The 21,272-nt window shown below is 64.0% G+C and carries 22 protein-coding genes, 1 tRNA gene, 1 pseudogene and 2 riboswitches; of the genes and pseudogenes, 11 read left to right on the top strand and 13 right to left on the bottom strand.

The features are described 5' to 3' along the window. Nucleotides 1-3: 3 nt before the first annotated feature. The 3 genes from ACVWYP_RS31260 to ACVWYP_RS31250 all read right to left on the bottom strand — a co-directional run bounded on the left by ACVWYP_RS31260 (nucleotide 4) and on the right by ACVWYP_RS31250 (nucleotide 3,977). The gene (locus tag ACVWYP_RS31260; protein WP_304495980.1) at nucleotides 4-945 is read right to left on the bottom strand and encodes an ABC transporter permease; all 942 of its coding nucleotides are present in this window, start codon (nucleotides 943-945) and stop codon (nucleotides 4-6) included. Nucleotides 946-1,105: 160 nt separating this feature from the next. Then, nucleotides 1,106-2,464 (bottom strand): D-amino acid dehydrogenase, encoded by a 1,359-nt coding sequence (locus ACVWYP_RS31255; protein WP_304495979.1) that lies wholly within the window; start codon nucleotides 2,462-2,464, stop codon nucleotides 1,106-1,108. Between the two features lie 66 nt (nucleotides 2,465-2,530). After that, nucleotides 2,531-2,645, bottom strand: a riboswitch (glycine riboswitch). Between the two features lie 3 nt (nucleotides 2,646-2,648). Next, a riboswitch (glycine riboswitch) is annotated at nucleotides 2,649-2,755 on the bottom strand. 91 nt (nucleotides 2,756-2,846) lie between these two features. Continuing rightward, on the bottom strand, nucleotides 2,847-3,977 hold the full coding sequence (locus ACVWYP_RS31250) for a M20/M25/M40 family metallo-hydrolase (protein ID WP_026192961.1): 1,131 nt from the start codon (nucleotides 3,975-3,977) through the stop codon (nucleotides 2,847-2,849). A gap of 264 nt (nucleotides 3,978-4,241) precedes the next feature. Here ACVWYP_RS31250 and ACVWYP_RS31245 point away from each other — a divergent pair, with 264 nt between their 5' ends. Continuing rightward, nucleotides 4,242-5,861 (top strand): ABC transporter substrate-binding protein, encoded by a 1,620-nt coding sequence (locus tag ACVWYP_RS31245; RefSeq protein WP_028336108.1) that lies wholly within the window; start codon nucleotides 4,242-4,244, stop codon nucleotides 5,859-5,861. A gap of 619 nt (nucleotides 5,862-6,480) precedes the next feature. Here the strand turns inward: ACVWYP_RS31245 and ACVWYP_RS31240 are convergent. Then, a tRNA-Leu gene (locus ACVWYP_RS31240) sits at nucleotides 6,481-6,567 on the bottom strand. 224 nt (nucleotides 6,568-6,791) lie between these two features. Between ACVWYP_RS31240 and ACVWYP_RS31235 the strand changes: the two genes are divergently transcribed. Then, nucleotides 6,792-7,226 carry a twin-arginine translocation pathway signal gene (locus tag ACVWYP_RS31235; RefSeq protein WP_304495978.1) on the top strand — a complete coding sequence of 145 codons (435 nt, stop codon included), beginning with the start codon at nucleotides 6,792-6,794 and terminating at the stop codon, nucleotides 7,224-7,226. 39 nt (nucleotides 7,227-7,265) lie between these two features. Here ACVWYP_RS31235 and ACVWYP_RS31230 read toward each other — a convergent pair whose 3' ends face one another. After that, nucleotides 7,266-8,468 (bottom strand): FAD-dependent monooxygenase, encoded by a 1,203-nt coding sequence (locus tag ACVWYP_RS31230; RefSeq protein ID WP_304495977.1) that lies wholly within the window; start codon nucleotides 8,466-8,468, stop codon nucleotides 7,266-7,268. A gap of 7 nt (nucleotides 8,469-8,475) precedes the next feature. After that, on the bottom strand, nucleotides 8,476-8,721 hold the full coding sequence (locus tag ACVWYP_RS31225) for a zinc-finger domain-containing protein (protein WP_028342927.1): 246 nt from the start codon (nucleotides 8,719-8,721) through the stop codon (nucleotides 8,476-8,478). A gap of 234 nt (nucleotides 8,722-8,955) precedes the next feature. Here ACVWYP_RS31225 and ACVWYP_RS31220 point away from each other — a divergent pair, with 234 nt between their 5' ends. Continuing rightward, nucleotides 8,956-10,089, top strand: a complete 1,134-nt coding sequence (locus ACVWYP_RS31220) for a hypothetical protein (RefSeq protein ID WP_304495976.1) — start codon at nucleotides 8,956-8,958, stop codon at nucleotides 10,087-10,089. Nucleotides 10,090-10,146: 57 nt separating this feature from the next. Then, the gene (locus ACVWYP_RS31215) at nucleotides 10,147-10,899 is read left to right on the top strand and encodes an alpha/beta fold hydrolase (protein WP_304500333.1); all 753 of its coding nucleotides are present in this window, start codon (nucleotides 10,147-10,149) and stop codon (nucleotides 10,897-10,899) included. 3 nt (nucleotides 10,900-10,902) lie between these two features. Here the strand turns inward: ACVWYP_RS31215 and ACVWYP_RS31210 are convergent. Further along, nucleotides 10,903-12,294, bottom strand: a pseudogene (locus ACVWYP_RS31210) (hypothetical protein); the annotation flags it as partial. A gap of 182 nt (nucleotides 12,295-12,476) precedes the next feature. Between ACVWYP_RS31210 and cysE the strand changes: the two are divergent. Next, complete coding sequence (cysE, locus tag ACVWYP_RS31205; protein WP_028342930.1) at nucleotides 12,477-13,304, top strand: serine O-acetyltransferase; 828 nt, start codon at nucleotides 12,477-12,479, stop codon at nucleotides 13,302-13,304. Nucleotides 13,305-13,454: 150 nt separating this feature from the next. Then, the gene (locus ACVWYP_RS31200) at nucleotides 13,455-13,667 is read left to right on the top strand and encodes a DUF3126 family protein (RefSeq protein WP_021077729.1); all 213 of its coding nucleotides are present in this window, start codon (nucleotides 13,455-13,457) and stop codon (nucleotides 13,665-13,667) included. Here ACVWYP_RS31200 and ACVWYP_RS31195 read toward each other — a convergent pair. The 3 genes from ACVWYP_RS31195 to ACVWYP_RS31185 form a co-directional block, all read right to left on the bottom strand. Beyond that, entirely contained in the window at nucleotides 13,579-14,532 is a 954-nt protein-coding gene (locus ACVWYP_RS31195; protein WP_304495975.1) for a sulfite exporter TauE/SafE family protein, read from the bottom strand. The two genes, ACVWYP_RS31200 and ACVWYP_RS31195, sit on opposite strands and share 89 nt — an antisense overlap. A gap of 116 nt (nucleotides 14,533-14,648) precedes the next feature. Then, on the bottom strand, nucleotides 14,649-15,311 hold the full coding sequence (locus tag ACVWYP_RS31190) for a family 16 glycoside hydrolase (protein WP_028342931.1): 663 nt from the start codon (nucleotides 15,309-15,311) through the stop codon (nucleotides 14,649-14,651). Nucleotides 15,312-15,870: 559 nt separating this feature from the next. Then, complete coding sequence (locus ACVWYP_RS31185) at nucleotides 15,871-16,581, bottom strand: hypothetical protein (RefSeq protein ID WP_028342932.1); 711 nt, start codon at nucleotides 16,579-16,581, stop codon at nucleotides 15,871-15,873. 219 nt (nucleotides 16,582-16,800) lie between these two features. Here ACVWYP_RS31185 and ACVWYP_RS31180 point away from each other — a divergent pair, with 219 nt between their 5' ends. Beyond that, nucleotides 16,801-17,130, top strand: a complete 330-nt coding sequence (locus tag ACVWYP_RS31180) for a DUF6949 family protein (RefSeq protein WP_028342933.1) — start codon at nucleotides 16,801-16,803, stop codon at nucleotides 17,128-17,130. A 192-nt stretch (nucleotides 17,131-17,322) separates the two neighbouring features. Next, nucleotides 17,323-17,853 carry a gamma carbonic anhydrase family protein gene (locus ACVWYP_RS31175; protein ID WP_028342934.1) on the top strand — a complete coding sequence of 177 codons (531 nt, stop codon included), beginning with the start codon at nucleotides 17,323-17,325 and terminating at the stop codon, nucleotides 17,851-17,853. A gap of 4 nt (nucleotides 17,854-17,857) precedes the next feature. On the opposite strand, the gene ACVWYP_RS31170 is transcribed toward ACVWYP_RS31175, so the two are convergent. Beyond that, complete coding sequence (locus ACVWYP_RS31170) at nucleotides 17,858-18,148, bottom strand: hypothetical protein (protein WP_304495974.1); 291 nt, start codon at nucleotides 18,146-18,148, stop codon at nucleotides 17,858-17,860. A gap of 87 nt (nucleotides 18,149-18,235) precedes the next feature. On the opposite strand from ACVWYP_RS31170, the gene ACVWYP_RS31165 reads away from it, so the two are divergent. The 3 genes from ACVWYP_RS31165 (at nucleotide 18,236) to ACVWYP_RS31155 (ending at nucleotide 19,594) form a co-directional block, all read left to right on the top strand. Beyond that, nucleotides 18,236-18,550: a hypothetical protein gene (locus ACVWYP_RS31165; RefSeq protein ID WP_080686875.1), complete on the top strand. Its 315-nt coding sequence runs from the start codon at nucleotides 18,236-18,238 to the stop codon at nucleotides 18,548-18,550. A gap of 156 nt (nucleotides 18,551-18,706) precedes the next feature. Beyond that, nucleotides 18,707-19,240 carry a hypothetical protein gene (locus ACVWYP_RS31160; protein ID WP_456684253.1) on the top strand — a complete coding sequence of 178 codons (534 nt, stop codon included), beginning with the start codon at nucleotides 18,707-18,709 and terminating at the stop codon, nucleotides 19,238-19,240. A gap of 204 nt (nucleotides 19,241-19,444) precedes the next feature. Continuing rightward, the gene (locus ACVWYP_RS31155; protein WP_155258669.1) at nucleotides 19,445-19,594 is read left to right on the top strand and encodes a hypothetical protein; all 150 of its coding nucleotides are present in this window, start codon (nucleotides 19,445-19,447) and stop codon (nucleotides 19,592-19,594) included. A 433-nt stretch (nucleotides 19,595-20,027) separates the two neighbouring features. Here ACVWYP_RS31155 and ACVWYP_RS31150 read toward each other — a convergent pair whose 3' ends face one another. Continuing rightward, nucleotides 20,028-20,519, bottom strand: a complete 492-nt coding sequence (locus tag ACVWYP_RS31150; protein ID WP_028342937.1) for a hypothetical protein — start codon at nucleotides 20,517-20,519, stop codon at nucleotides 20,028-20,030. 189 nt (nucleotides 20,520-20,708) lie between these two features. Beyond that, on the bottom strand, nucleotides 20,709-21,239 hold the full coding sequence (fabA, locus tag ACVWYP_RS31145; RefSeq protein WP_028342938.1) for a bifunctional 3-hydroxydecanoyl-ACP dehydratase/trans-2-decenoyl-ACP isomerase: 531 nt from the start codon (nucleotides 21,237-21,239) through the stop codon (nucleotides 20,709-20,711). Nucleotides 21,240-21,272: the final 33 nt, after the last annotated feature.

Raw genomic sequence — 21,272 nt, 5'->3', positions numbered from 1 at the left:
TGCTCAGTACCGGATACGAGGATCGAGCAGGGTGTAGGCGAGGTCGATCAACAGATTGACCGCGACGTAGATACCCGACGTCAAGAGGATCATCGCCTGGATCACCGGATAGTCGCGCGCCAGCACCGCATCGACGGTGAGGCGGCCGATGCCGGGCAGGTTGAACACGCTTTCGGTGACGACGACCCCGGAGATCAACAGCGCGAAGCCGGAACCTATCACCGTGATGACCGGAACCGCGGCGTTGCGCAGCGCGTGACGCAGCAGCACGCCGGTCTCGCCGATGCCCTTGGCGCGCGCCGTGCGCACGTAATCCTCACCGAGCACATCGAGCATCGAGGCCCGCGTCATGCGCGCGATCAGGGCGACGTAGATGAAGGAGAGGGTGCAGGTCGGCAGGATGATGCGCTGGAAGAACGGACCGAAGCCGGCCGAGATGCTCTTGAAGCCCTGCACCGGCACCCAGCGCAGATCGATCGCAAAGATCTGGATCAGCACATAGCCGATCACGAACACCGGCACCGAGAAGCCGAGCACCGAAAGCCCCATCACGAAGCGGTCGATCCAGGTGCCGTGTTTCCACGCCGCGATCACGCCGAGCGGCACCGCGACCAGGATCGAGAGGATGATGGTGGCCAGCGCGACCGAGATCGAAGGCTCGAGGCGCGGGCCGATCATCTCGAGGATCGGCTTGTTCGAGATCAGGGAAACACCGAGGTCGCCGTGCAGCAGCTTGGCGATCCAGGTGTAGAACTGGATGTAGATCGGCTCGTTCAGACCAAGCGAGGTCCGAATGCGTTCGAGCTGTTCGGGAGTCGCGTTGTCGCCGGCGAGGATGGCGGCCGGGTCGCCGGGCGTCAGCCGCAGCAACAGGAACACAAACAGAGCCACCACGCCCATCACGGGAATGGCGGCGAGGATGCGGCGAAGCAGATATCCGAGCAAATTTGATCCGTTGGGTTGTGGTCGATGAAGTCCCCAGCGGGACCGTTGCACACCAGACCGTAGCACAGATGGTAGCAGACTCACGGTAGAACTTGAGCAAGTCCCATGCCATCGGTGCTGCGGATTTTGCGGTGCAGCTAATCAGTCCTGTTGGCCGCGATTATTCCTCCGGTGATGTTCGAAGCAGTCCACTGGAAGGTGGATTGATTTCAGCTTTGCGCGCGTCGGCGGGCACATCGAGCCCGGCGCCGAACGACGGCGCCATCGGCGGCGTGTCGAGGTCGCGCCAATCGTCGATCGCCTGGGCCGCCATCTGCGCCGTCGCCGCCGACAGCGTCCAGCCGAGATGACCGTGGCCTGTGTTGTAGAACACGCCCGGAATCCGTCCGGCGCGAACCACCGGCATCATGTTTGGCATCATCGGCCGCAAACCCGCCCAGGGCACGACTTTCGACGTATCGATCTTTGGGAAATGATGTCGCACCCAATCCACCAGCGGTTGAATGCGGTCGGCGCGAATGTCGCGGTTGAAGCCGTTGAACTCGGCGGTGCCGGCGATGCGGAAGCGGTCGGCGCCGAGCCGGCTGGTAACGATCTTCGCAGCTTCATCGAGCAGGCTGACGGTTGGGGCCGCATTCCGGCTTTGCGGCGCATCGAGTTGCACCGTGATCGAATAGCCCTTCACCGGATAGACATTGACGCGGTCGTTGAGCAGGCTGGCGAAGTGGCGGCTCGCCACGCCGGCGCAAATCACGATCCCGTCCGCTTGCAATTGATGCCGCGTCGCGACCGCAGCATCAGGTGAAGCAACTTCGTTCCAGCCGACGCGGAAGCCGTCATCGCCGCGTGCGATCGTGTCGACGTCGGCTTCATGGACAAAGCTCGCGCCACGGCGGATGCAGGCGTCGGCAAGCCCGCGCGTGAATTTGTGGATATCGCCGGTCGCGTCCGACGGCGTGAAGAAGCCGCCATAGCAGGTTGTCTGCAGCGCGGGTTCGATGACGCGGATTTCGTCCGATGTCACCGGCCTGCGGTCGAGCCCGCCTTGCTGCAGCAGCGTATTGACCCGCAGGCCGGCCTCGAAGCCGGCCTTGTCGTGATAGACGTGCAGGATGCCGCGGCGTTCGAGATCGAAGGCGATGTTCTCGCGCTGTGCGATCGAGAACAGGTGCTTGCGCGCTTCGATTGCGAGCCGCGTGGTCTCGATGGTGTTGCTGCGATAGCGGCCGATGTGGCCGACGAACTCGCCGATCCAGGAATATTTGTGCCAGCTCGGCTTCGGGTTCATCAGCAGCGGCGCGTCGCTTCTGAGCATCCAGCGCAGACCCTTGAGGATGGTCGCAGCACTGTTCCAGACTTCGGCGTTGCTGGCGGAAAGCTGTCCGCCATTGGCGAACGAGGTTTCCATCGCGGCGTAGCGATGCCTGTCGAGGACAGTCACCTTGTAGCCGCGTTCAAGCAGGGCATAGGCCGTCGTTACGCCGGTGATGCCGGCGCCGATAATCGCGATATGTGGCATGATGGTCTTCAGGCTCCCGTGGGTTAGAGTCGCCGAACCACCGGTGAAACCGGCATTCGGCGCCCCATCTGTCACGGTACCTGAGAGCTTGATCCGCATCGGGCCGGGGCCAGAAGCGAACTATCCCCTTCGGTGGACGTCATGGCCCTTGATGTGCGGCCATGTTCGTCTCTCTCCAGATCGTCCTGACGATACGGTCCTTTTGCCTGAGAGTTTCCGGGGCGGTTGCTCCGTCGGCGCCGAAGGCAACAACACGAATGTTGTCGCTTCGATCTCTCCCGCATCGTCGCGTTGGACGGCCGGACCGTAGGCGAAGCCTTAAAAATGGACAAGGCTAAATTTCGGTCCGGCAGTGCCAACGTGTTGTGCAGTGCAATCGATGTCAGTCCAGCGTCGCCAACAATGCCGCCATCAGGCGGCCGCGCTCGGCGAGGCTGTCGACCTCGATATGCTCGTTGAGCGTATGCGCATCGGCGCCGCGAACGCCGAGACCGTCGAGCGTGGGGATGCCCATCGCGCCGGTGAAGTTGCCATCCGAGCCGCCGCCGGCGCTGCCGTGCGGCAGATCGAGACCCATCGCCGCCGCAAGGCCTTTTGCCTTTTCATACAGCGCCATGGTGCCCGCGTCGGGCTCCCACACCGGGCGAGTGACGCCGCGCGTCACCTTGAAGGTGACGTCGTTGGCGGTGCCCGACAGTGCCAGCATGCGCTCGACCCCACGGTCGAGATCGGCCTGGCGCTTGGCCATGCTGAGCGCTTCGCCGGTGCAGGTCGTTGCGACGCAATTGACCCACTGGCCGCCATGCACGATGCCGACCGAGAACGTGCAGTCCTCGGTGGTCATGCCGTCGATGGCGATGATCTGCCGCGCCATCTCGCGGATCGCGGAACGCCCGGACGACAGCGTCGCACCGGCATGGCTGGGCTTGCCGGTGGCTTCCAGATTGAAGCGCGCGATCGCATAGCGGCCGGTGACGACGCCGTTGTTCGGCCGGCCGGGCTCCGGCACCAGCACGTATTTGTTGCGCGCGGCTTCCGCCTCGATGATGTCGCGCGTCGACGGCGTGCCGACCTCTTCATCGGGGGTGAACAGCACGGTGATCGGCAGCGGTGTCGTGAAGGAGGCGCGCGCCAACTGCCTGATCGCCTCGATCGACAGGTAGTTGCCGCCCTTCATGTCGAAGATGCCCGGCCCGAAGCACTTGTTGCCTTCGCGCCGCCACTTCAGCTTCTCGATGGTGCCGACCGGGTGCACGGTGTCCAGATGGCCGGCGATCAGGATGCCGGGCTGGCCTTGTTTCGGATGGGGGAAACGGGCGCGGACGCAGCCCGCGAAGCCCTGGCGTCCGGCGATGCGCTCGATCGTCGCACCCATGATCGCCATCTCGCGGGCGGCGAGATCGAGCATGCGCTCGACCGCGGCCGCGTCCCAGGTCGGGCTTTCGCATTCCACCCAGCTGCGCAGGCCCTGCAGCATCGTTTCGGAATCAAAGGGGAGATTGGCTGGGTTCATCGTTTTTCTCTCTTGTTGTTCTGACGGCGCCGGCATCGCGCGGCGTTACGAAAATCTCAGCCGACGATTTTGTAAAGCCAAAATCTGGCGTGCGGCCTCATTCGTTTGTGTACGTCCGATGCGGCCTGAAACCGATTGACGCGCTTGGCGCTTGGTGCAAGTCTCGATTTCACAAGCCATACAGCATGTTAGTTCGCCTAAATAACGAACCGCATGCATAACGAATAAGCCGGCTTTGACCAGTTACACGTCAGGAGAGATTGCATGTTCCCTATCTCGCGTTGGAAACACCGCACGCTAGCGGCTGCGTTGACGGCGCTCGCGCTGTCGTTCGCACCGCAGGAATTGTCTTTCGCACCGCAGGCGATGGCCGCGGGCAAGACCATCACTGCGGTGATGCATTCGGATCTGCGCGTCATCGATCCGATCATGACCACGGCCTACATCACCCGCGATCATGGTTACATGATCTATGACACGCTGCTGGCGACGGATTCCAATTTCAAGATCCAGCCGCAGATGGCGGACTGGAAGGTTTCCGACGACAAGCTGACCTATACGTTCACGCTGCGCGACGGCCTGAAGTGGCACGACGGCGCGCCGGTCACCGCGGAAGACTGCGTCGCCTCGCTGCAGCGTTGGGGCAAGGTCGACGGCATGGGCCAGAAGCTGATGGACTTCGTCGCGAGCCTGGAGGCGACCGACGCAAAGACCATCACGTTGAAGCTGAAGGAACCCTACGGCCTCGTGCTGGAATCGATCGGCAAGCCGTCGTCGCGCGTGCCGTTCATGATGCCGAAGCGTCTTGCCGAGACGCCGCCGGACAAGCCGATCCCGGAACAGATCGGCTCCGGACCGTTCAAATTCGTGCAGGCGGAATTCCAGCCGGGCGTGAAGGCGGTCTATGAGAAGAACAAGGACTACGTGCCGCGCAAGGAGCCGGCGAGCTGGACCGCGGGCGGCAAGGTGGTCAAGGTCGACCGCGTCGAGTGGGTCACGATGGCCGATGCGCAGACGGCGGTGAATGCGTTGCAATCCGGCGACATCGATTTCATGGAGAACCTTCCGTTCGACATGCTGCCGGTGCTCGAAGCCAATCCGGATCTCAAGATCGACGTCCTGAACAAGTTCGGCTTCCAGACCCTCGGACGCATGAACTTCCTCTATCCGCCGTTCGACAATCCGAAGGTGCGCCGGGCTGCGTTCCTGGCGATGAACCAGAAGGACGTGCTCGACGCGCTGGTCGGCAACGCCAAATACCAGAAGATCTGCGGCGCCTTCTTCGTCTGCGGCACGCCGCTCGAGACCGACGTCGGGGCCGAAACGCTGGTGAAGGGCAACGGCCTGGCGGAAGCCAAGAAGGCGCTCGCCGCGTCCGGCTATGACGGCACCCCCGTGGTGATCATGGCGCCGGGCGACGTCACGACGTTGAAGGCCCAGCCTGTCGTGGCCGCGCAGCAGTTGCGCGAGGCCGGCTTCAAGGTCGACCTGCAGGCCACCGACTGGCAGACCGTGGTGACCCGCCGCGCCAGCCAGAAGCCGCCGAAGGAAGGCGGCTGGAACATGTTCTTCACCAACTGGGTCGCGGCCGACGTCTCCGACCCGATCGTTAACGCGTCGATCACCGGGCGCGGCAAGAATGGCGGCTGGTTCGGTTGGGCCGAAGACCCGAAGATCGAGGAGCTGCGTGACAAGTTTGCGCGCGCCGGCTCGGCTGAGGAAAAGAAGAAGATCGCCACCGAAATCCAGACCGAGGCCTACGATCAGGTGATCTACGTTCCGCTCGGCCAGTACACCATTCCGAGCGCCTGGCGGAAGTCGCTCACCGGCGTGCTCGACGGCCCGGCGACGCCGATCTTCTGGAATATCGACAAGTCCGAGTAAGCTTGCGGCTCAACGCAAAACGAATGGCCGGGACTTGTCCCGGCCATTTTTCTTTTCGCTATCGCTTGTCAGGTGTGGCTGTCGCGAAGCTGCTCCAGTCCGTCGCTAAGCGGTGGCCCGCCTGGTGGCGCGCTGCGCGGCGGGGAGGGGCGCTCCTTGCGCTGATCGCATTGGTCGGTTGCGCGCTTTGCGGATGGATCGTCGTTCGGCATCGTCATGCTCCAATTGCGGCATGACAACGAATACCCAGTGCATGAGTTCCGAACCGGCGACCGCTAATCGCCGTGGTCTGGTCTCATGCTGCTCGGGCTTGACAGGCTCGTGAGCTGCGTCAGTCCGATACCGGTCGCAATCCGATTGCTCTTCGCAATCCGATTGCTCTTCGCAATCCGATTGCAGTTTGCAATCCGATTGCAGTTTGCAATCTCCATCGCCGATCTCCGACCAAATTGATTTCACAATGCGACGGCCGCGAAATGAGCGGCCGGAATTTCCAATGCGGGAAGACTACGATGGTCAGCGATCGCGGCGTGTGAACCACGCCACAGCCGGAAAACACGAGGCGGCGAGCATCGCGATGCTGGCCCGCCTGGTGGGTCCGTGCACGGCATGCGAAGGCTGGTGCGGGCGGTGGGACTCGAACCCACACGACGTTGCCATCGAGGGATTTTAAGTCCCTTGCGTCTACCAGTTCCGCCACGTCCGCGTTGCGCCAGGCGCGCCGATTTCTAGCGCGTTTGGGCGCGGAGTGGAATTGTCATTATCCGGTGCTAACAGGTGAGCTTTCAAAGGCTTAAGCGGCCGCCCGCAATTCCATTTGCCTCGGCGGCCAAGCATTGGGATAAGCAGCGCGCCGCCGCGATTGAGCCTCAATCCGGACACCGGTGGCTGCTTTAGGCAATCTCAACACTGTCCGGTTAAGAAAGCTGAATGTCCGTTCGTTTCCCACGCCGCCCGAAGCTGCCGCGCGCGGCGGCCGTCATTGCGCTGCTCGCCTCGGCCGCGGGCGTTTCCGGCTGCGCGCAGATCGGCGACAGCGTGCCGTCGGCGTTCGCCGATCCCGCCAAGTACGAGCTTTATGATTGCAAGCAGCTCGAGAACGAGCGCAGCAATCTCAAGACCCGCGCGGCGGATCAGGAAAAATTGATGGCCAAGGCGGAGACCGGCGTCGGCGGTACTGTCGTCTCCGAGATGGTCTATCGCAACGAGCTGATCTCGATCCACTCCCAGCAGAAGCTGGCGGATGAGGCCTGGCGCAAAGGCAAGTGCCATGAAAGCACGCCGGACACACCTGCGGTCGCGGCACCCGCTGCCCCCACGCCGGCGGCGAAGGGCCCGCGCGCACCGCGAGGCCTCGTCCACTAGGCCGGCGTTTCCGAACGAGCCGGTTGTGACTGGCTGAGCTCAGGCGCGCCAATCGTAGATCCAGTCCTGCCGCGCCAGCATGCGCTCCGGACCGATGGCGCGGATCGCCAGATCGCGCGCGATCGCCGCCGGCCCGCCCAAATGATAGATGCGGCCCTGCTGTCGCGCCAGGCGCTGCACTTTCAGCACGCGCCCGCGCCGCATCCGTGCGTAGCGCTTCAGCGCGGCGGGAATGCCTGCGGTGTTTTCCCCGGTGCTGTCGCTCAAGGCCTTGGCGAGCACGGCCGCATCCTCGATCGCCATGCCGGCGCCTTGTGCGGCAAACGGCAACATCGCATGCGCGGCATCGCCGAGCAGCGTCACCGCGCCTTCGCTCCAGCGACCGATGTCGGGCAGGGTGAACAGCGCCCATTTGCGCCAGCCGTCGACCGCGCCGATCAGCATCCGCGCCGTCGCCGGCCAGCGCGCGGTGGCGAATGCACCCTTGATCTCGTTGATGTCGCCGGGCTCGCTCCAGCCCGGCCGGTTCCAGGTGCCCGATACGATCGCGACCACGTTGATCTGGCGTCCGGCCGAGATGGGATAGGCGACGAGATGCGCGTCCGGTCCCATCCAGAGCTGCACGCGCGGTGCGGCGTATTCACGCGGCAGGGCGGTGGCGTCCAGCGTGCCGCGCCAGGCGATCAGGCCGGAGAATTGCGGCTGTACATCCGGAAACAAATGCCCGCGCACCGACGACCAGATGCCGTCGGCGCCGATCAGCGCGACGGCCAATTCCTCCTGCCGTGAATTGCCGCGGCGTTGGATGACGGTGAGGCCTCTCGCATGCTTGGTCACATCCTCGAACTGGCAGCCGAGCCGCAGATCGATATCGGGATGGTCGTTGACGGCCGCCTGCAGCGCGGCCTGCAGGTCGGCGCGGTGGATCACCCAATAGGGTGCGCCGGCGCGGAACTCGGCGGCCTGGCCAAGCGGCATCCGTGCGATCTCGCCACCGGCCCGCGCGCTCAGGATGTTGACGGATTCAGGCGTGACCGCGCGCCGCGCAAGCGGTTCCTTGAGCCCGAGCTCGACCAGGATGCGGCTGGCATTGGGAGAGAGCTGGATGCCGGCGCCGGCTTCCTCGAGCCGTTCGGCCTTCTCCAGCACGACGACGCGAAAGCCCTGTGCCGCCAGTGTCAGCGACGCCGTCAGTCCTCCGATCCCGGCGCCTGCAACGATGACGGTTCGCGTCAGCGCCACGGAGCGGTCAGGCGACCTTGTCTTTCAGCACGCATTCCGGCGGCCGCGCTTCGCCGGCCGCGAGGTCGGCCGCGAAGCGATAAAGCGTCGAGCAGTACGGGCAGATAATCTCGCTGTCATTGCCGAGGTCGAGGAACACGTGCGGGTGGTCGAACGGCGGGTTGGCGCCGACGCACATGAACTCCTGCGATCCGATTTCGATCACCGAGACACCGGCATCGTTATGGAAGTGCGGGACGACGTGGTCGGACATATTCTCACCTTGATGGCAACGATGGGCAGACGCAATCAACAGCATGCGGCATCGCGAAATGCCGCGCACCATACTGACGGGAACAGTTGATTCCTAGAGCCCCGATGGCTCATTTGCTCATGCAAATTCGACACAATCTTGTCGTCCCAGAGAAGCCCTCCTTTGGTCGGAGCCGTTGTGTCGCAAAAACGGCACACTATCTCCAAGGCGAATAAAACTAGAGGTTTTAGCGGAGTGAATCGGGTGCGCGTCAGCTTGGCGGTGGTCGGCGTGGCGGCAAGTGCAGCCGTGGGCGCGGCTATTTGGCCGCACGCCCGTGACGCCGGCACCGTGCTGGCGGCGCGGGAGGATCCCGCTGCGCTCGCCGACATCAGGCTCAATTCCGTGCTGCGCAACAACCCGGCGTTGATCTCCGACAATATCGAGGCGGCGCTGGCCTCCGGCGATGCCGACCTTGCGGCCAGCTTTGTCGAACTCGCCGGCGAGAAGAACATCGCGCTCGGTGATGATCTCACCAAGCGCGTCGATGACGCGCGCGCCGAGCAATCATCCACCATGCATTTCGCCAAAGGCTTCGCCACCGGCCTGGTGACCGGCAATGCCGACGATGTCGCAAGCCTGTCCGGCACGGTCGCCGGCGACCTGTTCGTGTTCGGCGATGTCAGGGACGTCGTGCGCGAGGGTAAGCACCTCGTGATGGGCGAGGACACCGACCAGCTGGTGCTCGGCCTCGCGGCCGCCGGGCTCGCCGTGACCGCGGCCACCTATGTGTCGGTCGGCGGCGCCGGGCCGCTGCGCGCCGGGCTGACATTGGTCAAGGATACGCGCAAGGCCGGGCGGCTGAGCGAGGGGATGATCGAATGGGCCGGGCGTTCGACCCGCGAGGTCGTCGACCAGCCGGCGCTGCGCGAGGCGGTCGTATCCGGCTCGGTGCTGCGGCCGGTGCAAACCGCAACCGCGATCCGCGCGGCCTTCCGCGCCGAGAAGGCCGGCGCGCTGGTGCGCGTCGCCAAGGACGTCGGGCGCATCGGCGAAGCGGCGGGGGTTCGCGCTGCGCGGGATACGCTGAAGGTCGCCGAGAACCCGAAGGAGATCGCGCGGGCGGCGCGGATCGCCGAGGCGAAGGGCGGCCAGACCCGTGCGATCCTGAAGCTGCTCGGCCGCGGCGCGCTGCTGCTGGCGGCCGGCGCCTTCAATCTCACCATGTGGCTGTTCGGCGCGCTGCTGGCGCTGTTCGGCTTCCTGTCGTCGATCAAGGCCACCACCGAACGGGCCACCGCCTGGTGGCTCAGACGAAGCAAGGCGCTGCGCCTGAAGCGGCAGATGGCCGCGCAGGCTACCTTGGCGAGTATACCCGCCCAGGGTTAGGCTGGCGGTCGCCTGTCGATCGCCAATCGCAAATCCCAAGAAGAAACGGAATGGATGATGCCGAGTTTCCATCACGGCGATGTTGAAATTGCCTATATCGACGAAGGCGCGGGCGAACCGATCGTGCTGGTGCACGGCTTTGCCTCGAGCAAGAACGTCAACTGGATCTACCCGACCTGGGTGTCGGATCTGGTCAAGGCCGGCCGTCGCGTGATCGCGCTCGACAATCGCGGCCACGGCGAATCCGCCAAGCTCTACGATGCCGCGCAGTACGAGATCGAGACCATGGCCAGCGACGTGATCGCGCTGATGGACCATCTCGGAATCACGCGCGCCGACATCATGGGCTATTCGCTGGGCTCGCGGATGACGGCGATCCTGGCGCGAGAGAATCCCGATCGGGTGCGCTCGGCGATCCTTGGCGGGATCGGCATCGGACTGATCGAGGGCGGCGGCCCCGGCGAGACGGTCGCGCTGGCGCTGGAGGCGCCGTCGCTCGACGATGTCACCGACCCGGTCGGCCGTACCTTCCGCGCCTTTGCCGACCAGACCCGCTCCGACCGCCGCGCGCTCGCCGCCTGCCTGCGCGGTTCGCGCCGCCTGATGACGCGCGAGGAGGCGGCCGGCATCCGCGTGCCGGTCTTGATCGCGGTCGGCAGCAAGGACGAGATCGCGGGCTCGGCGTCAGCGCTCGGCCGGATCATTCCGGGGTCGGAGGTGCTCGACATTCCGAACCGCGATCACATGCGGGCGGTCGGCGACAAGGTCTACAAGACCGGGGTCATCGACTTCCTGTCGCGGCGAAAATAGATCGTCGGCTTCATCCCTGGCGAAGGCGCGCGCGGCCGCGATCAGCACCACGAAGGTCGCAACCCACACCATGCGCGCGCCGTAGCGGTCGTGCGGTCCCGAGATCACGCCGCAGACGAAGGCATTGCCGAGCAAGGCGAGCGTGACCGTTCCCGCCAGCAGCGTCAGATCGTCGAGCCGCCGCTGCCACAGGCCGCGGCCGAACAGGATGACGACCAGCAGCATCGAGCCCAGCGCGACCGGCACGTGGATGTGGTTGATCGCGGTGAAGTCGAGGTGCCAGCGTTGCTGCCGCGCCGCGCGCATCGGCGCGATTTGTTTGGGAATGTAGCGCTCGATGATGCCGTAGGTATGCGGGATCCAGCCATTGGTGCCTTCGCCGGTCGCGACATGCATGAGCTGGTCTGCGGTTGCCGTCAGCGCTGCCTTGGCCTGCCATTCCGGATATTCGGCCAGCGAGCGCAGCACGATGTAGCCCATCTCGTCATTCAGTCCCTTGAAGCGGCCGAGCGTGTTGAACATGCTGTGGCCCCACAGGAAGTCGTCGGCGGTCGGCGGCAACTCGTCGCGATAGGGGCAGAGCTTCAGCTTCTCCGTCGCGCAATGATCGCGCAGATATTGCGCGACGATGCCATCCTGCAGCATGCGGCCGAAGGCGACGCCATAGCCGCCGGGCGTCCAGGCCAGCTGTCCGGACAGCGCAAAGTTCGCCGCCAGCAGCATCGCCGCGCCGGCGACGGTGGTCAGGCTGCCTTGTACGAGGCCCGCAACCGGGATGCGCCGCCTGAGCCACGGACGCAGCATCCAGCCGACGCAGCACAGGCCGAGCAGCACCGCCAGCGTCGCGCTGTGCGTGGCGGCGGAAAACGCGATGAAGGCGAACAGCACCGCCTTCTCCAGCGTCGAGATCCGTTCGCCGTGCAGGATCAGGATGAAGAGCGCGAGCACCGAAAGGCCGGCGAAGATGTCGGTCAGCAGCATGCTGTCCAGCCAGGGCAAAGCGGTGGTCGCGATCAGCGCGAGGCTGATCGCAATCAGCCGGACCGGCCGGGCGAGGCCGAGCACGCGCAGCGTCAGCTGCAGGATCCATAGCGTCGCCAGGGTCTGGATGCCGAGGTTGAGCCAGAAATCCGACGTCTCGCCGACATGGAGGTAGATGCCGAACACCGTGGACCGGCTCGGCACCAGGTAGCCCTCATACCAGCGCGCCAGATAGCCGCCGGTATCCCATTGGAGCAGCGGATAGCCGTTCCAGAAGGCAGGGGCGAGCAGGAGGAGGGGGATGGCAATTGTCGCGATCCAGACCGACCGTGCATCGGTCAGGCGGGCACCTAAACTCTGGGTATTGATGATGTTTCCCCCTATTATTGGGGCCGACCATGCCCAAAACCACACTGGGGACGAAATCCGCCAATAGTTGCAGAAGCACGGCTTGATTTCGGCAAAATCCCGACCAATTCCCCTAGACGCCGGCCCGGGGGTGTTCGGCTGGGGTTTACTGTACTGAGCCATCCCGGGACGCGCTGGGTCCATCGTGCTATAACGCACATCAGAACAACCGAATTGCGAGAGCAGCTATGGCAGTTCATCAGGTCAATCCGCAGGGGAGCAAGCTCGCGGCGCTCGATCCGATCTGGGATCGAATCCGCGGCGAGGCGGAGGACATCCTGCGGCGCGAGCCGGAGCTCGCATCCTTCATCTACGCGACTGTGCTGCATCATGAGCGGCTGGAGGATTCGGTGGTCCATCGCATTGCCGAGCGGCTCGATCACGCCGCGCTGTCGGGCGATTTGATCCGCCAGACCTACGGCGAGGCATTGCGCGACGAGCCCGATATCGGCAACGCGTTCCGCGCCGATCTCGTCGCCGTCTATGACCGCGATCCCGCGACCTCGCGCTTCATCGATCCCTTGCTCTACTTCAAGGGCTTCCACGCGCTGCAGACCCATCGTCTCGCGCACTGGCTCTATCAGAAGGGCCGCAAGGATTTTGCCTTCTATCTGCAGAGCCGCTCCTCGGCGGTGTTCCAGACCGACATCAACCCGGCCGCCAGGATCGGTCGCGGCATCTTCCTCGATCATGCCACCGGTTTCGTCTGCGGCGAGACGGCGGTCATCGAGGACGATGTCTCGATCCTGCATGGCGTCACGCTCGGCGGCACCGGCAAGGAGAACGAGGATCGCCATCCGAAGATCCGCCACGGCGTGCTGATCGGCGCCGGCGCCAAGATCCTCGGCAATATCGAGATCGGTCATTGCGCGCGCATCGCGGCCGGCTCGGTCGTGGTCAAGCCCGTGCCGCACAACGTCACGGTCGCGGGCGTGCCGGCGAAAATCGTCGGCGAGGCCGGCTGTGCCGAGCCGTCTCGCACCATGGACCAGATGCTCGGCGCGATCGGGCTTTGATTTCACTCGCTTTCTGATCGCGGCGAAAACGCGCCCAAACAAGAGTCGTGTGCGCAACATCACGTCGCCAAAGCCTGAAAAGGCTCTGGCGATCTTTGCCGTCTCGTCCTAAAACTCCCCCGAAAATCATCGACCCGATTGGAGACGGCCGTGGACGTTCAGGAAGTCAGGAAGCTCGACGCGTATCTCAAACGCGTGTTCAGCAATCCCAAGATCCGCGTGGTGCCGCGGCCCAAGAAGGATGACTCGGCCGAGGTCTATATCGGCGAGGAGTTCATCGGCGTGCTGTTCGTCGACGACGAGGACGATGATCGCTCGTTCCAGTTCCAGATGGCGATCCTGGAAGAGGATCTGGCCGAGTAGGGCGGAACAGCAGCGTTGCCGGCCGGCTCCGTCGCTTGAGCGCCGGAGCCCGTTGGCGTGCGCGGCGCGGATCGACGGATCTGGCCGCGCGCCGGTCACCAGCTTCGAGAACGTGAGTGAGGTACCGCGTCAAAGCCAATGCGGGCACGATCAGCGACAGGCCGGCGAGCAGCAATAGTATCAACACCACGGTGCGGAACATCTCGTCATCGATCTTTCCGTACAGCGTGAAGCCACTCCAGAGGCCGGCGAGAAGGAATGGCAGACCCAGCCCGTACAGTTTGACGGTTTCCGTCGTGAAGGCGCCGGTAACGCCCATCGAAATCGAGATCACCACAAAGGCGGCGAACAGGACCGGCTGGAACACCGCGCGCTGCGCGTCCTTCGTCCAGCCGCGCCATTGGCACGAGATGGTCGAGACAACGCCACCCAGTCCGGTAAGTCCGCCGACCAATCCGTTGACGAGACCGATCGCGATGTCCGGTGCGACCCCGATCTTCACCGGCCTGAACGCTGGTCGTGTCAGGCTGTAGATCGCGTAAAGTGCCAGCAATGCGCCGACACCGAATTGCAGATGGACCGCGCTGAGATAGGTGAGCAGCACCACACCGCCCGGGATGCCGATCGTTGTGCCAACTGACAACGGCCAGATCGCGTGCCAGTTGAACGCCTGACGCAATTTCAGGATGCCGTAGCCCTGCGTCAGCAGGCCGTAACCCGCGATCAGTGCCGCGGTTTGCACCGGCGTGACGATGTGCAGCCACACACCCGACACGACGAGCCCCATCGCAAATCCCGAAAAGCCGCTGACGAACCCGCCGGCAAAAGCGGCAATAACAAAAAGAACAAGACTCGTTCCATCCACCGGTCGCTCCCCAAAAATGAGGTGACGCACTCTTGGATGGATGGTCCCATCTGATGGGGAGGGTGCGAATCCCCGAGCTTGCTGATTGGGCGGTCACCCACTGAACGCCAGCTTACCTATTTGGCTTCTCCGTAGGTGATTTGATCAAATAGCGTCACACTGTCGGCCTTGGTCCAAAGCCCCACCTTGCCTGCATCGCCAAATGTGGAATCCTCCACCTCGAACAATTGTTTGCCGTTGAAAGATACAATGAAGTGCGAGGCTTTGAAGTCGACACGTAGCGTGTGCCAGTTGTTGGACGGCACCTTGGTGTTGATTCCGTAGCCTCCCTTTCGGCCGACGATGTCGAGCGGGCTTCGGACGCCGTTCACTGTCTTGTACAAAACGACATTGTCCTCGAGTGCATTGGCGCGGGTCACGTAGTAGTTGTTTGCGTCCTTCGCTCGCCAAACAATGCCGGCGGCGCGGTCCTGCGAGCCCGCGACAGCCTTGAACTTGACCTCGACAAAGCCGTCCTTGATGTTGGTGTCGTCCTTCAATAGCAGCGGGTAGGTCGCTCGGCCGGATTGTTTGAGCACCTTCGACTTCGACGGCGCCGTCGCATCGGTTTCGACCGTCCATCTTGCATCGCCAGACCCTGTGACGGTGGCGGTCCAGCCCGCCGGCGCAACGCCGATCTGGGTATTCTCAAATCCAATTGCGTGGCTCGGCATGTCATTCACTCCCAGGAGAAGCAGCGTAACCGCGGCGATGGCCATGCGTTGTTGGGGATGAGGCATTTCTAGGCTCCCGTCGGATCGAAAATTCCACTGTGCGGATGTCGTGAAATGCGACCTTGCCAGGCGTCGATCATTCGAAAAGCCCGGCCGCTTGAACGGGAGGCTCGACCGGACGGGGAAACTTGGTCGAATCCCGCGATCCTCCTTGCGCGTAGCGCGATGAGGACTCCATCCCGGATTTTCGTTCCGTTCCGGTAGCAGACGGCGATCAGAGATTGATCGGCGCGGTCGTCGCGGCCAAGCTGAGTTGACCCGGACCAATGTTGCGGGGTTGGCCGGCGACGAGTTCGTCTGACCATGCGGAGGTAGGGATCGACGTCTTCCGAAGCCCGCGCAAATGCAGACCGCAAGGCAAATTGGCTGGAAGGAACTGGAGGCTTGCTTTCGCCCATGTGCACATGCCCTCGACAACTCGAGCGTTGCACAGTCTTGGACCGAAGCCTCAAGGGGAGACCGTATTTCCCCCACACAACTCTTAGTCCAGCGAGCCGACAAAGGCAATACGGATCGACCGGCGCCGCCATCGAATGCTCCGGGGCGCGCGGTGACGGGGAGGTGGTCATCCCCTCGCGCTGTGCATCTGCGCGGAGAGACGGTTCATCGCGGTGGCGATGTCGCGCCACTGCGCAAGCCAGCTGCGCGGAAAGCGGAAGGTCAGGTCGGCGCCGTCGATGCGCCGCTCACTCAGGCACATGCCGGGCGTCGAGGTATCGCGCGTGCAGCGCGCGGTCAGCTGCGGCTCGCTCGCCGTGAACAGCTCCTCGCCGCCATAGGGCGTGCCGTCGCGGAACGCGCGCGCCGTCAGGCCGTCGTCGGTGTTTGCGCGCTCGTCGAGATAGCGCGGATAGATCGTGCGCAGGCGCATGTCCGGCGCGAGTGAATCGTGGTGCGCCGCGATCGACACGAAGATCCTGTCGATCGGCTGCACCTTGTCCTCGACCGTATCGGCGCTGTAGTGCTTCGGCGCGGCAGGCGCCTCCAGCGACGGATAGAGGAAGCTCAAATCGACGCGCTCCTGCGGCCCGGAGTGGCGCTGGATCTTCATGCGCACGGCCATGGTCGGTACGTTGAACAGCGCGCCGCCGACGCTCACCGGCAGCCGCGACGGATCGCTCGGCGGGATGGTCGTGTAGGTCGGCCACAGCAGATAGGCGACGAGCGCAACCGCGCCGGCCGCGATCACCGCCGAGGCGATGATTGGAACGAGATGCGCGCGCGGGTTGCGGCGGGTGTCGCGGGCGAGATGCTGGGCGGTCGAGAGAAGCGTCATGAGCAGGGCAGAGATCAGGTCGGGAGGGGCCGAATCATCTGCCGAATATGCCACGTGGCGGGGAATTTCCGTACGATTCCAATGGAATCCGGGACCAAATGGCCATGCGCAAACGCTACACCTGACGGGTCCGGTTAACCTTTCCTTAAGGATGATGTGGCGGCCGGCTGCCAATTCTGCGAAGCAGGGCGGGTGGCCTGTTGCGTAGCGGAAGTTCCGATGTCGCCCGATACCTTGAATTCCCTGTTCTCGCTCCTGATCGGTTTCGCGCTCGCGGGCGCACTGGCCAGCGGTTACCAGGCGATGGCGGAGCGCCCGGCCGGTTTCGGCCTGCTGCAGGAGGGCGTGGCGCCGAAGACCTTCGCCGCGGTCCCGTTCCTCGTCTTCGCCGCACCGTTCATCATCATGCGCAACACGCTGCGCGGGGCACGCATCGAGCGCCGTCGCTTTGAATTCGTGATGATGGCAACCGTCATCTCCGGCTTCTGGAGCCTGATGTCGGGCACCTTCTTCATGATGACGCTGCGCGCTGCGGGCGTGCTGGCCTGATCCGATCATGATCCGCGGCCGATCACGGTCGCGCTTGCTTGAAACCATGTCGGCCGTCGTGCCAAGGTCTCCTGCGATCAGAGCTTCGGTTCTGATTGAATCAGAAACCGAAGCTCTGGATTTTCGTTTCGACGCGTTTTCTTCACGCGAACCGGTGTCCACTTCGCTCGAAAACGCTCCAGGGAGACCTCAATGGCGATCTACGAACTCGACGGGCAGGCGCCCGATCTTCCCGCCGACGGCAGCTACTTCATCGCCGACAATGCCGTTGTGATCGGCAAGGTCCGCCTCAAGTCCGCCGCGAGCGTCTGGTTCGGCGCCGTGCTGCGCGGCGACAATGAGTGGATCGAGATCGGCGAGGGCTCCAACGTTCAGGACAATTCCACCCTGCACGTCGATCCCGGCTTTCCCCTCAGCATCGGCAACAACGTCACCATCGGGCACAATGCGATCGTGCACGGCTGCACGCTGGAAGACGGCGTGCTGATCGGGATGGGATCGATCGTGATGAACGGCGCGCGGATCCGGCGCGGCAGCGTGGTCGGTGCCGGCTCCGTCATCACCGAGGGCAAGGAGTTTCCGGAAAATTCCCTGATCATCGGTGCACCCGCGCGTGTGGTGCGTACGCTTGACGCGGCGCAGGCCGAAGCGTTGTCGCGGCCGGCGAAGTCCTACGCCATCAGGGGCCCGCAATACAAAACGGGACTGAAGAAGATCGGCTGAAGCTTCAGCGCTTGCGGCCGCGCTTGCGCGCGGCGTTCGGTGCGGCGGGGCGAGGCTTCGCTGCGCCTTGCGGTCTCGTTGCCTGTTGAAGTCTTGTTGCTTCCTGAAGTCTTGTTGTTTCCTGAAGTCTTGCGCTCTTGCGCAGCGCATCCTTCAGGTCGATCGGAATGCCGTGCTTCTTGAGCAGGTCGGCGAAAGCTTCGTCGGCGAGCTCCTGCAAGGTCGCCATCCGGTCGCGCCCGAGCTCCTTCAGCTTGTCGAAAGTGTCGTCGTCAAACTCGATCAGCTTGCGCAAATTGCATTGCTCCCAAACTGTATTGCTCCAACGCCTGCGGTAACCGGCGTTTTGCGGACTCGTTGACGTCCGCAAGGGAGAATTGCCATGCGCAAATTATCTGTCACCACCGCGCTCGCGACAATCGCGATTGTGCTAGCGCCCGCGGTTACCGTCGCCCAAGGTACCGGGAGCGGCGCCGGGACCGGCAGCCCCTCGTCAGCCAGCCCGACATCGCCGCAAGCCACGTCACCACCGGCAGGGACCAACAGCGCCGGGACCGCGCAATCCTCCGGCGGCCCCAACACCGGCAGGGGCGTTACCACCGGCTCGTCAACGACGACCGAGAGCGTCGACAAGGCCATCGCCGACGAGAACGAAAAAGTCGACCGCCGTACACGAGGCATCTGCCGCGGCTGTTAACCTCTGACGGCCGCGCTTCGATGAACGCGGGTCGCGCAGATGTGAGCGCGACATAGCCGCGCGGTGGAAGCCGCGGTCCTAGATTGGGCTAGCATGCGCAGGACGCGGCGGAGGAGGCTTGAAGAAGAAAGCCTCTGAAAGAAGGAGTAACGGGTGATGTTGCGTAAAACGATGATTGCCTTGCTGGCGACGGCCTCGGTCGGTCTGTTCACCGTCGATGCTGCGTCGGCACGCGGTGGCTTCGGTGGCGGCGGCTTTCATGGTGGTGGCGGCTTCCGCGGCGGCGGCGGTTTTGGCGGCTTCCACGGCGGCGGCGCCGCATTCCGGGCCATGGGCGGGGGCGGTGGCTTCCGGTCGGCTGCGATCGGCGGTGGCTTCCGGTCGGCGGCGATCGGAGGCGGTTGGGCCGGCCGCGGCTGGCACGGCGGAGGCTGGCGTGGTGGCGGCTGGAACGGCGGCTTCTATCGGCGCGGCTGGGGCTATCCGCTCGCGGCGGCAGCGGTCGGCTTCGGGCTGGGCTATGGCGCCTACGATTACTATGACGGCTACTACGGCAATCCATACTACGCCGGCTACGGCTATGACGCCGGCTACGGCTATGACGATGGCTACGGCTACTGTTACGTCGTGCGCCGCGGCGTGATGACACCGTATGGCTGGCGCGTTCGGCCGGTGCAGGTTTGCAATTGAGCCATTCGCTCAAGCATGGCCGGTCCATTCGGTCGCCATGCTGATGGTCTTGCAATGATCGGCGCGGCCGGCGTTTCGACGCCCGGCCGCCGCGTTGGGTCGCGCACTGGTATGCAGCTTGCACCGCCTTGCAGTAGTCCGTGACCGCGTCGCGAAAACCAATGGCCCGGCTGCGATTGAAGCCGGGCCTAGAGGATATCAGAGATGCTGACCATTCCTGACCTGACATTGCTGCTCATGGTGGTTGTTGCGAGCCTTGCCGTTGCGCTGATCTACATGCTTCGCGAACTCGAGCCGAAGCTTGCGCGGCTGCGACAGAGAGGCGATCGCGTCTTGCGCGATCGCGCCAAATAAGCGGCAGTGCCGTTCGCCGCGGCCTTAGCCGAGGTGATGCTGCGCACGCAGAGCCGTCAGCTGAGCACGCCGTATTTCTTCACCCGGTCTGCATGTTTCGCGCGGCGAGGGCGCTTTCTCGGTAAGCGGTCCCGCGTGGGATTCAAGGGCCCAAAAAACAAGGCCGTCGACGTAGTATACCGTCAACGACCTTGCCAGCCCCGGATATTGAAATCGGCTCACGCCATCCGGTCATTCGAAGATGACTCGGATTCGAAGGCCGATATGTGAACCAGTTCACAAAGTCCGGATTAATTCACGGTAACGGGCACTCATGATCGGCCGCTGCCGGCAGCCGTCGAGCCCGAAAGTTCCCCGCTAGATGATGATCTTGCTGGGGATTTGGCGCATTTTTATGGCTGGTCACCTGGCGTGGGGTGGGCTTCCGAGGGCATCAACCGCGCGACCGGTGGCGCTTCCGGTTGGCGCTACGGGTGGCCTTTGAGCGCTTACGCGGCGCGGGCTCGGCGGCCGGTTCGTTGGCCTGCGCGCTCGCCAGTGACTGGCGCAAACCCTCGACCTGTTCAGTCAGCGCGGCGACCTGGTCGGAGAGCCTCTTCGCATCGGCCGCCTGCAAGGCGAACTGCTTGCGCATGGTCTGCAGCTGGTCCTGCACCTCCTGCAGCTGGTCGATGGATTCTTGCTGGGTCACCTCCATCCCCTTGGTCTTTTCCACCAGGGCCTCGGAGACCTGCGCGGTCCGCGCCTGCAACTGACGCGCGGCGACCATGCGGTCGGTCTCCGGCACGTTGCCGGTGAAGGCGCGCCACAGCGCGATCGAGCCGATCCCGAACAGCACAAGCACCAGCACCACGGCGCCGATCGCGATCGGCTGCACGCCAATCAGGCTGCTGGCTTGTGAATTCCGGGGGGCAAGTTCGACCATGCGACCAACAACCGGACGTCAATTGAAAGGTTCGAAATAGCACAAACCTCGGCGCGGGCAAAACCGGGGGGTGTGTAGACCACTGCGGCAGCAGCGAAATTTGTATCACATGTTAATCTTCGGCCGCGCTGCTCGGCCGGCTCGAGGCGCCGATCGGCCTCTGGTCGACGCGAATTCAAGCTCCCGAATTCAGCCTCTGGGCGCGATCAGGCCGACCCTCATGTCCTTTGCCAGATAGACGCAAGCGCCGTCGGCGAGCACCCGGCCGTCGGCGATGCCCAGCACCAGCCGGCCGCGCCTGGCCTGGCGTATGTCGACCTCATAGCGCACCAGCCTGACATCCGGCGTGATGTGCCCCCTGAACTTGACCTCGCCGACCCCGAGCGCGCGGCCCTTGCCCGGCGAGCCCGACCAGCCGAGCCAGAAGCCGATGATCTGCCACATGGCGTCGAGGCCGAGGCATCCGGGCATCACGGGGTCGGCGGCAAAGTGACAGGCGAAGAACCAGTGATCCGGCGCAATCTCGAGTTCGCCGGCGACATGGCCCTTGCCGAATGCGCCTCCGTCCAGGCTGATCTCGGTGATGCGGTCCATCATCAGCATCGGCGGTGCCGGCAGCTGCGCATTGCCCGGGCCGAAATAGCCGCCTTCGCTCGAGCGCAGCAGATCCGGCTTGCTGTAGGACGATTGCGGAGCGTGAAAATCGTGCGGATTGAACAAGATGGCCATCGATGTTCGGGTTCTGGCTGAAGC

Source organism: Bradyrhizobium sp. USDA 3262 (assembly GCF_054060035.1).
This window is presented reverse-complemented; position numbering and strand designations above follow the sequence as displayed.

What these genes read in the sequence shown, in the direction of transcription:
- ACVWYP_RS31225 (WP_028342927.1), bottom strand. Translation starts at nt 8,721, where the DNA reads ATGTCCGACCACGTCGTCCCGCACTTCCATAACGATGCCGGTGTCTCG.
- ACVWYP_RS31150 (WP_028342937.1), bottom strand. Translation starts at nt 20,519, where the DNA reads ATGGTCGAACTTGCCCCCCGGAATTCACAAGCCAGCAGCCTGATTGGC.
- ACVWYP_RS31185 (WP_028342932.1), bottom strand. Translation starts at nt 16,581, where the DNA reads ATGACGCTTCTCTCGACCGCCCAGCATCTCGCCCGCGACACCCGCCGC.
- ACVWYP_RS31190 (WP_028342931.1), bottom strand. Translation starts at nt 15,311, where the DNA reads ATGCCTCATCCCCAACAACGCATGGCCATCGCCGCGGTTACGCTGCTT.
- ACVWYP_RS31175 (WP_028342934.1), top strand. Translation starts at nt 17,323, where the DNA reads ATGGCGATCTACGAACTCGACGGGCAGGCGCCCGATCTTCCCGCCGAC.
- ACVWYP_RS31245 (WP_028336108.1), top strand. Translation starts at nt 4,242, where the DNA reads ATGTTCCCTATCTCGCGTTGGAAACACCGCACGCTAGCGGCTGCGTTG.
- ACVWYP_RS31160 (WP_456684253.1), top strand. Translation starts at nt 18,707, where the DNA reads ATGTTGCGTAAAACGATGATTGCCTTGCTGGCGACGGCCTCGGTCGGT.
- ACVWYP_RS31180 (WP_028342933.1), top strand. Translation starts at nt 16,801, where the DNA reads ATGTCGCCCGATACCTTGAATTCCCTGTTCTCGCTCCTGATCGGTTTC.
- ACVWYP_RS31255 (WP_304495979.1), bottom strand. Translation starts at nt 2,464, where the DNA reads ATGCCACATATCGCGATTATCGGCGCCGGCATCACCGGCGTAACGACG.
- ACVWYP_RS31215 (WP_304500333.1), top strand. Translation starts at nt 10,147, where the DNA reads ATGCCGAGTTTCCATCACGGCGATGTTGAAATTGCCTATATCGACGAA.
- cysE (WP_028342930.1), top strand. Translation starts at nt 12,477, where the DNA reads ATGGCAGTTCATCAGGTCAATCCGCAGGGGAGCAAGCTCGCGGCGCTC.
- ACVWYP_RS31250 (WP_026192961.1), bottom strand. Translation starts at nt 3,977, where the DNA reads ATGAACCCAGCCAATCTCCCCTTTGATTCCGAAACGATGCTGCAGGGC.
- ACVWYP_RS31235 (WP_304495978.1), top strand. Translation starts at nt 6,792, where the DNA reads ATGTCCGTTCGTTTCCCACGCCGCCCGAAGCTGCCGCGCGCGGCGGCC.
- ACVWYP_RS31155 (WP_155258669.1), top strand. Translation starts at nt 19,445, where the DNA reads ATGCTGACCATTCCTGACCTGACATTGCTGCTCATGGTGGTTGTTGCG.
- ACVWYP_RS31165 (WP_080686875.1), top strand. Translation starts at nt 18,236, where the DNA reads ATGCGCAAATTATCTGTCACCACCGCGCTCGCGACAATCGCGATTGTG.